The organism is Rossellomorea aquimaris (assembly GCF_000935355.1).
In the GTDB taxonomy this organism is placed as follows: Bacteria; Bacillota; Bacilli; order Bacillales; family Bacillaceae_B; genus Rossellomorea; species Rossellomorea aquimaris_B.
The window spans coordinates 285,637-300,752 of sequence record NZ_JXZC01000002.1; the positions used below are offsets into that span (position 1 = coordinate 285,637).

The window sequence follows — 15,116 nt, forward strand, 5'->3', positions numbered from 1 at the left end:
AGTCTATCTTTGCCTTTTCCCTTATTCTTCTCTTTTCAATCCGTAGATTGCATCTTCTCTCCACCGTTCGGCCAATTCGTCCTTGGTATAGATGACTCTCATCGGGTTCCCTCCGACGAAGGCCCCTGCCGGAACGTCTTTATGGACGAGGGTTCCCGCTGACACGATGGCTCCGTCACCGATCTTAACGCCTGGCAGAATCGTGGTGTTTGCACCGATCATGACTTCCGATCCGATTTCCACGTCGCCTAATCGGTATTCCTTGATCAAGTATTCATGGGCCAGGATCGTAGTATTATACCCGATCACCGTGTTCTTGCCGACAGATATTTTTTCCGGGAACATGACGTCAAGCATCACCATAAGAGCGAATGAGGTTTGTTCACCGATGTCCATCCGTAAAAACATCTTGTACAGCCAATTTTTCATCCCTAAAAAAGGAGTATACCTCGCCAGTTGAATGACGATGAAATTTTTGACTACCTTCCCAAAAGGAACGGTCCTGTAAATATGCCAGAGAGAGTTTGCTCCTTCCACAGGGTAGCGGGTCGTTCGTCTCATGTAGCCGGAACTCCGACAATCTTTAGTAAATCTTTCATATTATCCAGCATAAAGTCCGGTTCGTAGTGAGCCAGATGCTCTCTTCCCTTTGCACTCCACGCGACACCTGCCGTTAATACACCTGCATTTTTCCCAGCTAAAATATCGTGGTGATTGTCCCCGATCATGATCGCTTCCCCTGGTGAAGATCCCAATGCCACTAAAGCTTTCTCGATTGGTTCAGGATGTGGTTTCGCGTTCTCCACTTCGTCCAGGGTGATGATGACTTCAAAGAAAGGCCGTAGATTCATGAGATCCAATCCTTTTAACACAACATCCCGTACTTTCGTTGAGACAATCGCTAATTTGTACCCATTTTCGTAAAGTGCTTGAACGGTTTCATATACCCCTTCAAATTCAGTCACTAGAGCATCATGATGCTCATGATTATAGGCACGGTAGTGGGCACACATTTCGTCCATCCGGTCGGGATCCAATCCCCCGAATGACTCTTCTAATGGGGGTCCCATAAAAGCATGAACGTCTTTTTCCTCGTACTGCCCTGGATAATAATGATTCAATGTATGCAAAAAGGAAGAAATAATTAAATCGTTGGTGTTGATCAATGTTCCGTCTAAGTCAAACAATATGGTTGTAATCCTGCTCATAATGTCTCTCCTTTTCTTTCTTTGCATCGACTCTATTCCAATAGTACGCAACCGCCATCGTTAACAGGATCGCTGTGACCAGCCTGATGATCAGGAGCGGCAGTACCGGGATGCCAAGTGGGATGAAGATTAACGTATCCTCCACCACTGCGTGGCATGAGACTAAGAAGATGAATGCAATCGTGACATCCTTCTTGCTCACTCCCTCCTCTTTTACCGCCTGGATCATGACGCCTGCTCCGTATGCCAGACCGATGACTAGTCCCGCTACCATCGTGGAAGACGTATTTGCATTCATGCCAAGCGCCCGGGTTGCAGGGGACATCCAGCGTGAAAACACATCCATCCATTTCAGATCTTTCATAATCTGAATAATCATCATAAGTGGAATGACGATAAGAGCTAATTGCAGGACACCGAATCCTGCTTTTTCAAGTCCCAGGAGAATGATTTCTCCCCATCCATCCGGCTCGGCTTGCTCGGGAGGCATCATTCCATACTTGGCGATATCAGATCCACCGTTCCAAACCAGATTGATAACAACCGCCGAAACCAAGGCCAATCCGACCCTTACCGCTACAATCAGCCAAATTTTCACTCCCACTTTGGCAGCCACTGTTGACTCAATGATGAGATTATGAGAGAAAGAGAGCATCACCGCAATGATGAACACTTCTTTTACCGTTAAATCAAGGGACAGGATCCCCCCGATTCCTGCATACAAGTTAAGGAAATTCCCCAATACCAGAGGAATGGCCGCATCACCTGAAAGACCGAGGAGTTTCATAAAAGGAGAGATTTTCTCCATGACCCAGGGAAGGACAGGCGTGTATTGAAGCAAAAACACAATCAGTGTGATTGGAAAGATGACCTTACCTAATGACCAAGTGGTTTTCAAACCTACGAGGCCGCCATTTTTCAAAGATGAGATCCACATTCTCCCTACTCCCCTTTTGTTAAGCGTTTACGCTATCCGTTTTCTCATCGTATGCCTTTTTCGCAAGACCTGCTTTTCTTCTGTAAAAGAACAATGCAAGAGCTCCAATAATAAGAACAATGGATATCACTTGAGCGAAGCGTAAAGGTCCCAGCATCAGACTATCCGTTCTCAAACCCTCGACAAAGAACCGTCCGATGGAATACCAAATCACATACGTAAGGAAAAGTTCTCCTCGACGGAGGCTGCTTGCTTTTCTTCTCAAAACCAGGAGAAGAATCAGGCCTGCGAAACTCCAAAGAGATTCGTATAAGAATGTAGGATGATAATAGGCTCCATTAATGTACATTTGATTGATAATGAAATCAGGCAGCATCAGGTTTTCAAGAAACGTACGGGACACTTCTCCACCGTGAGCCTCCTGGTTAACAAAATTGCCCCAGCGTCCTATTGCCTGACCTAAAATAATACTGGGTGCTGCAATATCAACAAGCTTCCAGAAAGGCAGCCCCTTTACTTTGGCGAAAACAATGGTGGTAAGAACCGAACCGATCAATGCACCATGAATGGCGATTCCACCATTCCACACTTTGATGATGTCCCCGGGGTGATCGGCATAATAATCATTCCATTCAAAGATGACATAATAAGCACGGGCACAAATGATGGCGATTGGAATTGCCCAAACGAGCAAATCGATGAATGTATCGGGATGAAGACCCAATCTTTTGCTCTCACGAATAACTAAATAGAGTCCTAATGCAATTCCCAGGCCGATAATGACACCGTACCAGTGTACTTGGATCGGCCCAAGTGAAATGGCAATGGGATCGATTGGCGTAATGTTTTCGTTCATTTTGTCTCTCCTTTTTTTTCATAAAGATAGAATGTGATCGTTAACACCGTTTACGTTTTATGTAAGGATCAGATATCTTCATTCTCTCCATCTTCAATCACATCAGACAGACGGCTTGTAAATTGCTCTGCTGCATTTACGCCCATCCGTTTCAAACGGAAATTCATGGCGGCCACTTCAATGATAACCGCGAGATTTCGTCCAGGACGAACAGGTACGGTTAGTTTTGTAATATCAGTATCAATGATTCTCATTTTTTCTTCATCCAGACCAAGTCGGTCGTACTGCTTCGCTTTATCCCACAGCTCTAAATTAATACAAAGAGTGATGCGTTTATAACTGCGTACTGCTCCTGCTCCGAATAACGTCATCACATTGATGATGCCTAACCCTCGGATTTCTAACAGATGTTCAATTAATTCAGGAGAACTGCCGATTAGCGTATCCATGTCTTCTTGACGGATTTCTACGCAATCATCCGCTACAAGCCGGTGTCCTCTTTTCACAAGTTCCAGAGCTGTTTCACTTTTACCTACTCCGCTTTTCCCGGTGATCAAAACCCCGACTCCATAGATATCAACCAATACACCGTGGATGGCCGTTGTTGGAGCAAGCTTACTTTCTAAATAATTAGTGAGCCTTGAAGAGAATCGTGTTGTTTTCATTGAAGAACGCATGACAGGAACATCATAACGATTCGATGCCTCCACTAGCTCAGGCGGGATCTCAAGGTCTCTTGAGATGATGATACCAGGCGTGATATCTGTACAAAGAGCTTCCATTCTGCGCTTCCGTTCTGCATCATCCAGCAATTCAAGGAAAGATAACTCGGTTTTCCCCAATAATTGTATACGCTCTGCGGGATAGTAATTGAAATAACCAGCCATCTCTAAACCTGGACGGGAAATATCACTTGTTGTGATCGGTCTATGTAAACCTTCTTCTCCACCGACAAGTTCTAATTTAAACTTATCGACGATATCTTTTGTGCGAACCTTTGCCACAAATAGCTCCTCCTTCACGATACACTCGCTTCACATTGATAAGCGTACTCTAACCTATTTTAGCAATTATAGAGAAAAGCGCAAGGCAGCTTCCTCGTGACAAACGAAAGGATGCCTATTTCCATTTTCGGTTCAGCTCGATGTCTGCTCATTCCTGAAACCTAAAGGTCCGTCCCTCTTTCAAAGGTACCCATAAAACGACTTTTTCCATATATGAGGGTTGAGAGATTCGTTCAGGGGAGGATGATGAGGTTGAAGATTATGTTGGACGCCGGGCATGGGTATGAGACAAGGGGGAAAAGGACACCGGATGGAATGAGAGAGTATGAATTTAACAGGGATGCCGCAGCATATTGCAAAAATGAGTTGGAAAAATATGATGTGGATGTTTACTATTCTCACTCAGATTCAAAAGATATCCCATTACAATTGAGAACGGATCGAGCAAATAACTTAAAGGTGGATGCGTTCGTATCGATTCACGCGAATGCGTTTGGTTCCGGAGGGTGGAACGATGTATCGGGTATTGAAACGTATGCCTACACGACACAACCTTCCAAAAGCACTGCCTTGGCGCGGGAGATTCAATCTCACTTGGTTGCCTCTACTCAGAGACGGGATCGTGGTGTGAAATTTGCCAACTTTCATGTACTAAGGGAAACGGCCATGCCCTCTGTTTTAATTGAATGCGGGTTTATGACAAACCCTGAAGAAGCAGCCCTGTTAAGAACCAGAACCTACCGTCAAATCTGTGGAAAAGCAATCGCCAATGCCCTTGTTGCCTTCTACAAATTGAAGCCAAAAGAGCACAACTCACTTTACAAAGTTCAGTTAGGAGCATTCTCGAAAGAAGAAAATGCCCGCAAACTGGCAAACCGCCTAATAAAAGCAGGATTCACTCCTTACATCCATATTGAAACAAAGTAGGAATACACCAAATGAGGATACATGCTGGTAAAGGAATGCTCTGTCTATAAGGTCCTTTCGCTTTTGTTCATGACGAAAAAAAGCGCCTGTCTCATTGGCCAATGAGACAGGCGCTTTCCCTTATTATTTCTCTTTCATCGAATCAAACACCGTTTTTTGAATCACCAGATTGGCCAGGGACAAAATGATCGACGCCAGAAAAGCCATGCCAAAGCCGGATAACTCAAAGCTGCTTCCCATCAGACCATCCGTCAGGAGTAACGTGATGGCATTGATGACAAAGAGAAACAGTCCAAGGGACAAAATGGTGACCGGCAATGTCAGAATGATCAAAATGGGCTTAACGAGAACATTCAGGACAGACAGGATAAAGCTTGCCCCTATCGCTGCCCCGAACCCCGACACTTCAAACCCGTCAAAAAAACCTGCTAATGCAATAAAGATTACTGCATTGATTAAAATTCCGATTATCCATCTCATTATCTGATGGCTTCCTCCTCATGTGGCAGCACGAAGGCTAATAAAGCGTATACGATGATAAGGGGAAAGAATCCCGTCGGAATGAGCAGGATGATGAAAATCACCCTTAGAATCGTAGCATCAATTCCCACATAACGGGACAATCCTCCAATCACCCCAGAAAGCTTTCTGTTTGACCTTGATCGTGCTAATTGTTTTTTCATCTTTATTCCTTCTTTCTCATCTTATGCGTTGTCCTTATTAACATTCTTCTGTTCATGCTTTTTTATGAGGACAGATCCCGCTTTTGTTTCTGCAAAAAGATGAAGCTTATCTAATGAGTCGGTTTTACGACTGAAACGAATCGACTTTTGGACCACTTCGTTTTTTTCTTCTAGTACATCAATACCCGGCAATTCAAGTTTAAAACTACCGAAGTTTGATTTTGCCTCTCCGGAAATGTTGATCTTTTCAGGAACGAGTAAATCGATATTGCCCGTTACCGTTTTCGCGTGAAGTGTATCCGCTTTTTCCCCCGTTAAGGCACAAACGATGTTTCCATTGAGGGACTGTACATCCGTATAAGAGATATCTCCTTCCACATGCACCTTGCCGTTAATGGATTCGGCTTCAATATGGTCTGCTTTCGCATTCATGATGGAAATCGCACCATTGGAGGTTTCGACCTCGGCCTTCTTCGTCGTCAGATGGTCGATATGAATTTTCCCATTCGCCGCCTTGGCACGAAGATCCTGGACCTCTAATTTTCCGGCTTTCAAACCTCCATTGAATAAACGGACAGAAACCCTCTTATATTGATGCTTTGGAATGTATAGCTTAGAATCTACTTTCATCCACTTTAATTGCGTCGAGTAATAAAGCGTATCCCCGTCGACCGCAAAGGACGTATTTTCCATAAACTGCTTTCTCGCCTCTTCGTGATCTTCCGTACGATATACCTTGGCCTCGCATTCCACACGGACTTCCTCACCGTCCCAAGGAATAAGTTCCACCTTCCCATTGGCCACATCTATATCAATTTTCTCAAAATGAGTATTTGGCTGTTGGTAAACATGAGATAATTCAACCGATTGATTCCATTGAAAGTCAAAGTCAAAATTCTTGATTTTGTTTAACGCCGAATTCATGAAATCCAGAAGCTTCTCTTTCGGATTGCCCGAATGGGTAGAGGTAGAGTGTTCTTGATCACCCTTTTTACCATCTTGAAAGAGAGATACAAAATCATCAAGAAAATCCTTTTCTTTTGCCTTTGAGGTTGAGGTATTCGGCTTTTGATCGAGTGCTTCCAATAATGCCACTGCTTCCTGTGCCGAAATCGTCCCATTTTCCAGCATATCCAAAATGCGTTTACGTTCTTCATTCATACTCTTTCATCCCCTTTATTGATTATAAAAGTACTTTGATTCCCTTATACACATTCCAAATGACAACGACAACACTAAGTAATATAGCTAAACCGATCATGATGACGGTAAAAATCGGCAATCCCGCACCACTCGCGAAAACCCCCATATCCAAAAACAAGCCTGCAATGATTAGGGGAACCGCAACGACCGGTAATAAGTGAGATAAAAAGGCTGCTTTTGCGTCCTTTTTCACATAAGGTTGATCTGATACAAAATAAACAATCAGCGGAAAAAGGAAGCCTGCAAAAAATATACTGAAATAGCATAGGGCTGATAATACCTTATTGGTCTCCATCTTCATCCTCTCCTCTACTACTATTTACGATACGTGAAGGAAAAGGTTTCAATGCATTTGTTTGTAATCCTATTTTCACATAGAGGAAATGTTCTTCCCTCCATCTTGAGGCTGAATTTAGGTAGGTATGGAGGTGTGGTTTTGGTTGGTGGATTAGGTTGGGAATGGTTATTTAGTTAAAAAGAGAGGTGGGACAAAACCAAAAAAATAAGTGTAGGTTATTAAATACCGCTAATGATTTCCGTGCAAGACTACGCTTTCCGCGGGTAGCCCGTGAGCCTCCTCGGCAAGCCTGCGGGGTCTCACATAAGCTACTTTTCCCGCAGGAGTCTTCGTCTTGCACTCCAATCAACCGCTGGTAACTGCTAAAATCATGTACTCTAAAATAAATATAAAACCCGAAAACTCCCCCCACTCGGAGGCAGAATTTTCAGGTTTACCTTAGACTAAAATAATTTTGTCCCAGCCTTCTTCACTAATTCGTCACTTCTTCTTTTTCACGGATTTTCTTTTTCATCCGTTCACGATCGCGCTCGAGCACAGGTTTCAGATACTTTCCTGTGTAGGAGCCTTGTACTTCGGCCACTTTTTCCGGGGTTCCGCTTGCAACAATCGTACCACCTTTGTCTCCACCTTCAGGGCCAAGATCTACAAGGTAATCGGCTGCTTTAATGACATCGAGATTGTGTTCGATGACCAGGACCGTATCCCCGTTTTCTACAAGACGCTGCAGTACAACTAAGAGTCGCGCAATGTCATCCACATGAAGGCCAGTTGTCGGCTCATCTAAAATGTAGAGTGAGCGGCCGGTAGAACGGCGATGTAATTCTGACGCAAGCTTCACGCGCTGGGCTTCCCCACCGGATAATGTGGTCGCTGGCTGACCCAATGTGATATAGCCCAATCCCACATCAAAGATGGTTTGAAGCTTACGCTTGATCTTCGGGATGTTTTCGAAGAATTTCACTGCGTCTTCGACTGTCATTTCAAGTACATCGGAAATATTTTTATCTTTATATTTCACTTCAAGTGTTTCCCGGTTGTATCGTTTCCCGTGGCAAACTTCGCATGGAACGTATACATCTGGAAGGAAGTGCATTTCGATCTTGATGATTCCGTCTCCGCGGCATGCTTCACAACGGCCGCCTTTTACGTTAAAGCTGAAGCGGCCTTTTTTATAGCCGCGCACCTTTGCTTCGTTGGTTGTGGCAAACACATCCCGGATATCATCGAATACCCCGGTATAGGTAGCAGGATTCGATCTTGGGGTACGACCGATGGGTGATTGATCGATGTCAATGACCTTATCAAGGTTCTCAATCCCCTTCACTTCTTTATGCTCACCAGGCTTCGATTTCGCATTATGAAGCTTTTGAGCCAGTGACTTATGGAGGATTTCATTGATCAGCGTACTTTTTCCGGATCCCGACACACCTGTCACCGCTGTGAAAATCCCCAATGGTAGCTTCACTTTGACATTGTTCAAGTTATTTTCCTTCGCTCCCACAATTTCTAAATACCTGCCATCAGGCTTACGTCTTTCCTGTGGAAGAGGTATGAATTTCTTTCCTGACAGGTATTGGCCCGTCAATGAGTGCGGATCTTCCATTACTTCTTGAGGAGTCCCGGCAGAGACCACTTCTCCCCCATGTACTCCTGCTCCCGGTCCTATATCGATAAGATAGTCCGCAGCCATCATCGTATCTTCATCATGTTCCACTACGATCAATGTGTTTCCTATTTCACGCATGTTCTTTAAAGTGTCAATCAGTCGATCATTGTCCCGTTGATGCAACCCAATGGATGGCTCATCCAGAATGTACAGGACTCCCGTCAGACGGGAACCGATTTGAGTGGCTAATCGAATACGCTGGGCTTCTCCTCCTGATAAGGTTCCTGCTGCACGGCTTAGTGTGAGGTATTCAAGCCCTACATTTACAAGAAAACCGAGACGTTCACGGATTTCCCTCAAAATAAGGTTGGCAATCTTCATATCCTTTTCGGATAGCTCGAGTTTATGGAAAAACTGCTCTGCTTCTTCAATAGAAAACGCGGTTACTTCCCCTATATGAAGAGAATCTACTTTGACGGCCAGGCTCTCTTCTTTCAAACGGTGTCCGTTACAGGTTGGACAATCTTGCTGTGCCATGTATTTCTCCATCTGTTCACGGATATAATCAGAACTTGTCTCACGGTATCGTCGCTCCACATTCGGGATGACACCCTCGAAACGAAGATAGTTTTCACGGACTTGACCGAAGTCGTTCTCGTAACGGAAGTAAATCTCATCCTTGCCGGACCCAAAAAGGATCTTATCCATTTGCTGCTTGGGAATATCCTTTACAGGCATATCCATCGGAATTTCATAATGATCACATACGGCCTTTAGAAGAGATGGATAGTATTGGGAGCTTGTCGGTTCCCACGGAGCAATGGCATGCTCGTCGAGACTGCGATCCCAATTGGGAATCACAAGCTCCTTATCGACCTCAAGCTTTGTCCCTAATCCGTCGCAGCTTGTGCAAGCACCGTATGGACTATTGAAGGAAAACATTCTTGGCTCCAGTTCCGTAATGGAAAACCCACAGTATGGACATGCGTGATGCTCACTGAATAAAAGCTCTTCTTCCCCGATTACATCGATGATCACCTGACCATCTGCCAATCTAAGTGCTGTTTCAAGTGAGTCAGAAAGCCTCGCTGCCACACCTTCCTTCACAACGATCCGGTCAATGATCACTTCGATGGAGTGCTTTTTATTTTTTTCCAAGGAGATTTCTTCCCCAAGATCCTGTACTTCACCGTTTATACGAACTCGAACAAACCCTTGTTTTTTGATTTCTTCAAGGGTTTTCACGTGCGTTCCTTTTCGTCCCGACACAACAGGTGCCAGTACTTGAAGCTTTGTTCTTTCCGGATACTCAAGAATTCGGTCGACCATCTGCTCAATTGTTTGGGAGGAAATTTCAATCCCGTGATTTGGACAAATCGGTTTCCCTACTCTTGCAAACAACAGTCTTAAGTAATCGTAAATTTCGGTTACCGTCCCTACTGTCGAGCGGGGATTACGACTGGTCGTCTTCTGATCGATGGAAATTGCCGGGGACAACCCCTCAATGGCATCGACATCCGGCTTATCCATTTGACCTAAGAATTGACGGGCATAGGCAGAAAGGGATTCCACATAACGTCTTTGTCCTTCTGCATAAATGGTGTCAAAGGCTAAGGAAGACTTTCCGGAACCGGAAAGCCCGGTTAATACGACCAGCTTATCCCGTGGAATCTTTATATCTATATTTTTCAGATTATGAGCCCTGGCTCCTTGTACGATTATTTGATCTTGCGCCATATCTCTTTCATCCTTCCGCCTTGAGCTCAAGAATGGTATCACGAAGCTGTGCAGCCCGCTCAAAGTCCAATGCCTTGGCTGCTTCCTTCATTTCCACTTCTAAGCTAGCAATAAGTTTTTGTCGCTCCGGTTTAGACATATTCGAAACTTTTGTCTGTTCTCCTTCGTAAACCCCTGCTTCTTCTGCAGCATGGGTTGCCCTGATGACATCCCGGATTTCTTTTTGTATGGTCGTCGGTGTCACGCCGTGTTTTTCATTGTATTCTTCCTGGATCGTCCGACGACGTTCTGTTTCATCAAGTGCTTTTTGCATAGAGTCGGTAATTTTGTCCGCATACATGATGACTTTACCGTTACTATTACGGGCTGCACGGCCAATCGTTTGAATGAGTGAACGTTCAGAACGCAAGAATCCTTCTTTGTCAGCATCCAATATGGTGACAAGTGACACTTCAGGTATGTCCAATCCTTCTCGAAGTAAGTTGATCCCGACCAAAACATCATATTTCCCCAGACGAAGATCCCTGATAATTTCAATGCGCTCCAATGTTTTGATCTCTGAATGCAAGTATTGAACTTTTATCCCGATCTCCTTCAGGTAGGCGGAGAGATCCTCGGACATCTTTTTCGTTAAGGTGGTCACCAGGACACGCTCGTTTTTCTCGATCCGTTCATTGATCTCACCCAATAGATCATCAATCTGTCCTTCGATCGGCCGCACCTCGATGATTGGATCCAGCAGTCCGGTCGGCCGGATGATCTGCTCGACCATTTCAGGACTGTGTTCCAACTCATATGGCCCTGGAGTTGCCGAAACGTAGAGGAGCTGCTGGGTTTTCTTTTCAAACTCTTCAAAGCGCAGGGGACGATTGTCCATGGCTGAAGGCAGGCGGAAGCCGTGATCCACAAGCACCTTTTTACGGGCCTGGTCCCCGTTGAACATCCCCCTGATTTGAGGTAGTGTCACATGGGACTCATCGACCACAATCAGGAAGTCGTCAGGGAAATAATCCAGAAGGGTATATGGAGTCGACCCGGCTGGTCTCAGTGTCAGGTGACGGGAATAGTTTTCAATCCCCGAACAAAAGCCCATCTCCCTCATCATCTCCAGATCATAGCGGGTACGCTGCTCTAAACGCTGGGCCTCCAGCAGTTTATTTTCTTCTTTCATGACGGCGAGCTGCTCTTCGAGCTCTTTTTCAATGTTCTTAATGGCTACCTGCATTTTTTCTTCACGGGTTACGAAGTGGGAAGCAGGGAAAATCGCGATATGTTCACGATCACCCATGATTTCGCCGGTCAGTGCATCCACTTCACGGATACGGTCAATTTCATCTCCAAAAAACTCAACGCGCATACAGTGTTCATCCCGGGAAGCAGGGAAAATTTCCACTACGTCGCCCCTCACCCGGAAGGTTCCACGTTGGAAGTCTATGTCATTTCGTTCATACTGGATATCCACCAGCTTGCGGAGTAATTGATTTCGTTCGATCTCCATCCCGGTTCTGAGGGAAAGGACGAGCTCCCGATATTCTTCCGGGTTACCTAAACCGTAAATACAGGACACGCTGGCTATGATGATGACATCTTTTCGTTCAAACAAAGCAGATGTGGCAGAGTGCCTGAGTTTATCGATTTCATCATTGATGCTGGCATCCTTCTCGATAAACGTATCCGTTTGAGGAACGTATGCCTCCGGCTGATAATAATCGTAGTAACTAACAAAATATTCAACGGCATTATCAGGAAAAAACTCTTTGAATTCGCTGTAGAGCTGTCCTGCCAACGTTTTATTATGAGCAATGATGAGGGTCGGCTTTTCAACCTGCTTGATAACATTGGAAACAGTGAATGTCTTTCCGGTCCCTGTTGCCCCAAGCAAGGTTTGATGACGTTTCCCTTCATTTATACCTTTAACCAATTTTTCAATTGCCAGGGGCTGATCTCCCTCTGGCTTATATTTAGACTTGAGCTCGAATTGATCTTTCACCGTGAAACCTCCTATAATAAAGGACTGCTACCTTGTATTTACCTACTTATACCCATCTTAAACACTGTCCATTCATCTATACACATTCTACCACATTTCCTACATTATTAACCAATAATAAGCGAACAAAAGTTCGTTTTTCTTGATATTTAAGGCTCGGACCTCATGAAACGTCCTCTTGGTTGTGGATAACATTCGGTGAAGTAGCAAATTAGAGGCTTGAATTGTGATTTCGACATTTTACGGGAGGTGACAAAGAAATTTTCGACACAATCCGAGCATTTCTATACACACCCTGTGTACAACTATGTGTATAAGTCGATATACCTTGTGGAAAATCCCTAAACTTATTCACAATTCGTCAAATTTTTTGTGCACAATGTTGATGAATGCGTATTCAATTTGTGAATAACACGTCCAATACTTCATTTATTCACACTATTCTTTATTTATCCACAATTAAGAAACCAATAACTGAAATGCTCTCTACCACATCATAAAGATTATCCCTCCATCAAATATTCATTTAGGCATATACCTAATAATTAATTGACTATTCTGTCTAATTTCCAATAAGCTTTTTTATAAGTTCTACAAAAAAATACATATTGTTCAGGAGGAATGTATGAAAAAAACTAAATGGCTACAAGTCGCCGGTTCCCTTAGTTTAACGGGATTTCTGCTGAGTTCCACCATTACCCCGATGGCACCATCGATCACCTCTCATGGAGTGGCCCAGGCGGCCGATTCACTCGAGTTGCAAAAAGCGTTCCAACAAGCAGCGCAAGAATTCAATGTCCCGGTTGAAATCCTGCTTTCAGTTGGTTATAACGTATCCCTATGGGAGCATCATGACGGCAAGCCAAGTGCTTCAGGAGGCTACGGATTGATGCATCTTACGGATGTTAACACTGATAGTTTAGAAGATACCCACAGCGATGAACCCGCTCATATGTTTTTATCCGGTAAAGAGGACAGAGACGCTCCGACTTTAGATGAATCAACACTAAAAGTCGAGTCTACATTAGATATCAATGACCCCAAACTTCACACTCTGAATACAGCAGCTGAACTACTCTCTCTTCAACCAGAAACGTTAAAACAAAATAAAAAGCAAAATATCCGGGGTGCTGCAGCACTGTTGGCACAGTATGCCAAAGATACCTCTGGTGAGACATCTTCTGATGTAAATGAATGGTACGGGGCCGTAGCTAAATACAGCGGTTCATCCGACTACTCAGGAGCAAAGGACTTTGCTGACCGTGTATACGAGACAATCAACAACGGGGTGACGAAACATACAGAGGATGGATCTTCCTTAACATTAGCACCTAAACAAACCACACCTAATCAGGAAGCGATCCAATCATTAAACTTAAAAATGGATACAGAAGAAACTGGGGCCGATTGTCCGAATGGCCTTGCATGTCATTACGTTCCGGCAGCTTACAAGAAGATTGACTGGGGCGGCGGGACCTACTATGAAACTTCCTACGGCAATTACGATATAGCAAACCGGCCGCATGACAATCAGGAAATCAAGTACATCGTCCTCCACGACACGGAAATCAGCTATGATTTAACCAAAACCGTATTTCAACGTGAATGGACGCAGGCTTCCGCTCATTATGTGATCCGTTCTTCCGACGGTGATATAACACAGATGGTGGACAATAAGGATGTAGCCTGGCATGCCGGAAACTGGTACTTCAACTCCAAGAGTATCGGGGTCGAACATGAAGGAATCGCCATCGAAGGGGCAGCCTGGTATAACGAGCAGCTCTATCATGCATCCGCGCGTTTAGTGAAGCACCTTTCCAAAAAGTATAATATTCCATTGGACCGAGATCACATCATTGCACATGATGAGGTACCCGGAACGACTGCGACAAGACAACCTGCAATGCATTGGGATCCAGGCCCATTCTGGGATTGGGCTCATTATATGCAGATTCTTGGAGCTCCCCTGGAATCAGGGAAAGGACAGAAAGACATCGTCCAGATCCGTCCGAATTTCGAAACAAACAAGCCAATCCTTCAGACACCAAAGGGAGAACCTGTACCTGAACAATCGGCAAATTTTGTGTATTTGTATACAGCCCCAAGCTTTGATGCTCCGTTGATCAAAGATGCTGCCTTACCGAATGCCCACCCATATGATGCCTCCAATTGGGGCAACAAGGCGGTTACAGGGCAAACCTTTTACAAGGCAGATCAACAAGGTGACTGGACAGCGATTTGGTACGCAGGACAAAAAGCGTGGTTTTATAATCCTAAAGGAACGAATACCACAAAAGGATCAGGCATTGTGATCAAACCTAAAGAAGGAACGACCGGTATCCCTGTCTATGGACTTGCTTATCCGGAAGAAGAAGCTTTTCCTGATGGCATCCCTGTAAGAGGAATGTCCCCTCTTCAGTACACGCTCACCTCTGATCAAATGTATGTAGCAATCGAAAAAGTAAAAGGAAGCTACTATAGTGCGCCTGTTTACACGTACAATCCAGAGACGACACATAAAATCGTCTGGGGGAATGATGAGTTTTATCTTATTCACTTAAACCATCGCCTGGCATTTGTAAGAGCCAGCGATGTCGATGTTGTAGCTGCTCCATAAAAAAACGGGCTGTCTTTTATTAATAAAAGGCAGCCCGTTTTTTTTCA

13 protein-coding genes are annotated in these 15,116 nt (G+C 44.5%); 2 read left to right on the forward strand and 11 right to left on the reverse strand.

Going from position 1 to position 15,116, the window contains the following annotated elements; translation table 11 throughout:
* Positions 1–21 precede the first annotated feature (21 nt).
* The 5 genes from TV75_RS08510 to hprK all read right to left on the reverse strand — a co-directional run bounded on the left by TV75_RS08510 (position 22) and on the right by hprK (position 4,005).
* On the reverse strand, positions 22–561 hold the full coding sequence (locus tag TV75_RS08510) for an acyltransferase (RefSeq protein WP_044338299.1): 540 nt from the start codon (positions 559–561) through the stop codon (positions 22–24).
* Positions 558–1,208 (reverse strand): pyrophosphatase PpaX, encoded by a 651-nt coding sequence (gene ppaX / locus TV75_RS08515; protein ID WP_044338300.1) that lies wholly within the window; start codon positions 1,206–1,208, stop codon positions 558–560. Before ppaX ends, TV75_RS08510 begins: the two co-directional genes overlap by 4 nt.
* The gene (locus TV75_RS08520; protein ID WP_044338301.1) at positions 1,180–2,145 is read right to left on the reverse strand and encodes a nucleoside recognition domain-containing protein; all 966 of its coding nucleotides are present in this window, start codon (positions 2,143–2,145) and stop codon (positions 1,180–1,182) included. The genes ppaX and TV75_RS08520 overlap by 29 nt, the downstream gene beginning before the upstream one ends.
* 19 nt (positions 2,146–2,164) lie before the next feature.
* Positions 2,165–3,001, reverse strand: coding sequence for a prolipoprotein diacylglyceryl transferase (gene lgt / locus TV75_RS08525; protein WP_044338302.1), 837 nt, complete (start codon positions 2,999–3,001; stop codon positions 2,165–2,167).
* A gap of 68 nt (positions 3,002–3,069) precedes the next feature.
* Complete coding sequence (gene hprK / locus TV75_RS08530; RefSeq protein ID WP_044338303.1) at positions 3,070–4,005, reverse strand: HPr(Ser) kinase/phosphatase; 936 nt, start codon at positions 4,003–4,005, stop codon at positions 3,070–3,072.
* Positions 4,006–4,251: 246 nt separating this feature from the next.
* On the opposite strand from hprK, the gene TV75_RS08535 reads away from it, so the two are divergent.
* Complete coding sequence (locus TV75_RS08535; protein ID WP_253275497.1) at positions 4,252–4,932, forward strand: N-acetylmuramoyl-L-alanine amidase; 681 nt, start codon at positions 4,252–4,254, stop codon at positions 4,930–4,932.
* Positions 4,933–5,055: 123 nt separating this feature from the next.
* On the opposite strand, the gene TV75_RS08540 is transcribed toward TV75_RS08535, so the two are convergent.
* The 6 genes from TV75_RS08540 to uvrB all read right to left on the reverse strand — a co-directional run bounded on the left by TV75_RS08540 (position 5,056) and on the right by uvrB (position 12,452).
* Positions 5,056–5,412, reverse strand: a complete 357-nt coding sequence (locus tag TV75_RS08540; RefSeq protein WP_044338305.1) for a phage holin family protein — start codon at positions 5,410–5,412, stop codon at positions 5,056–5,058.
* Complete coding sequence (locus TV75_RS08545) at positions 5,412–5,615, reverse strand: PspC domain-containing protein (RefSeq protein ID WP_044338306.1); 204 nt, start codon at positions 5,613–5,615, stop codon at positions 5,412–5,414. Before TV75_RS08545 ends, TV75_RS08540 begins: the two co-directional genes overlap by 1 nt.
* A gap of 21 nt (positions 5,616–5,636) precedes the next feature.
* Positions 5,637–6,776 carry a DUF4097 family beta strand repeat-containing protein gene (locus TV75_RS08550; RefSeq protein ID WP_044338307.1) on the reverse strand — a complete coding sequence of 380 codons (1,140 nt, stop codon included), beginning with the start codon at positions 6,774–6,776 and terminating at the stop codon, positions 5,637–5,639.
* Positions 6,777–6,798: 22 nt separating this feature from the next.
* Positions 6,799–7,113, reverse strand: coding sequence for a DUF4870 domain-containing protein (locus TV75_RS08555; protein ID WP_044338308.1), 315 nt, complete (start codon positions 7,111–7,113; stop codon positions 6,799–6,801).
* Positions 7,114–7,588: 475 nt separating this feature from the next.
* Positions 7,589–10,462, reverse strand: a complete 2,874-nt coding sequence (gene uvrA / locus TV75_RS08560; protein ID WP_044338309.1) for an excinuclease ABC subunit UvrA — start codon at positions 10,460–10,462, stop codon at positions 7,589–7,591.
* 7 nt (positions 10,463–10,469) lie between these two features.
* Positions 10,470–12,452 (reverse strand): excinuclease ABC subunit UvrB, encoded by a 1,983-nt coding sequence (gene uvrB / locus TV75_RS08565; protein ID WP_044338310.1) that lies wholly within the window; start codon positions 12,450–12,452, stop codon positions 10,470–10,472.
* Positions 12,453–13,077: 625 nt separating this feature from the next.
* On the opposite strand from uvrB, the gene TV75_RS08570 reads away from it, so the two are divergent.
* Complete coding sequence (locus TV75_RS08570; RefSeq protein WP_044338311.1) at positions 13,078–15,069, forward strand: N-acetylmuramoyl-L-alanine amidase; 1,992 nt, start codon at positions 13,078–13,080, stop codon at positions 15,067–15,069.
* Positions 15,070–15,116: the final 47 nt, after the last annotated feature.

What these genes read in the sequence shown, in the direction of transcription:
- TV75_RS08535 (WP_253275497.1), top strand. Translation starts at nt 4,252, where the DNA reads ATGAGGTTGAAGATTATGTTGGACGCCGGGCATGGGTATGAGACAAGG.
- TV75_RS08570 (WP_044338311.1), top strand. Translation starts at nt 13,078, where the DNA reads ATGAAAAAAACTAAATGGCTACAAGTCGCCGGTTCCCTTAGTTTAACG.
- lgt (WP_044338302.1), bottom strand. Translation starts at nt 3,001, where the DNA reads ATGAACGAAAACATTACGCCAATCGATCCCATTGCCATTTCACTTGGG.
- TV75_RS08550 (WP_044338307.1), bottom strand. Translation starts at nt 6,776, where the DNA reads ATGAATGAAGAACGTAAACGCATTTTGGATATGCTGGAAAATGGGACG.
- TV75_RS08520 (WP_044338301.1), bottom strand. Translation starts at nt 2,145, where the DNA reads ATGTGGATCTCATCTTTGAAAAATGGCGGCCTCGTAGGTTTGAAAACC.
- TV75_RS08510 (WP_044338299.1), bottom strand. Translation starts at nt 561, where the DNA reads ATGAGACGAACGACCCGCTACCCTGTGGAAGGAGCAAACTCTCTCTGG.
- TV75_RS08555 (WP_044338308.1), bottom strand. Translation starts at nt 7,113, where the DNA reads ATGGAGACCAATAAGGTATTATCAGCCCTATGCTATTTCAGTATATTT.
- TV75_RS08540 (WP_044338305.1), bottom strand. Translation starts at nt 5,412, where the DNA reads ATGAGATGGATAATCGGAATTTTAATCAATGCAGTAATCTTTATTGCA.
- uvrA (WP_044338309.1), bottom strand. Translation starts at nt 10,462, where the DNA reads ATGGCGCAAGATCAAATAATCGTACAAGGAGCCAGGGCTCATAATCTG.
- TV75_RS08545 (WP_044338306.1), bottom strand. Translation starts at nt 5,615, where the DNA reads ATGAAAAAACAATTAGCACGATCAAGGTCAAACAGAAAGCTTTCTGGG.
- ppaX (WP_044338300.1), bottom strand. Translation starts at nt 1,208, where the DNA reads ATGAGCAGGATTACAACCATATTGTTTGACTTAGACGGAACATTGATC.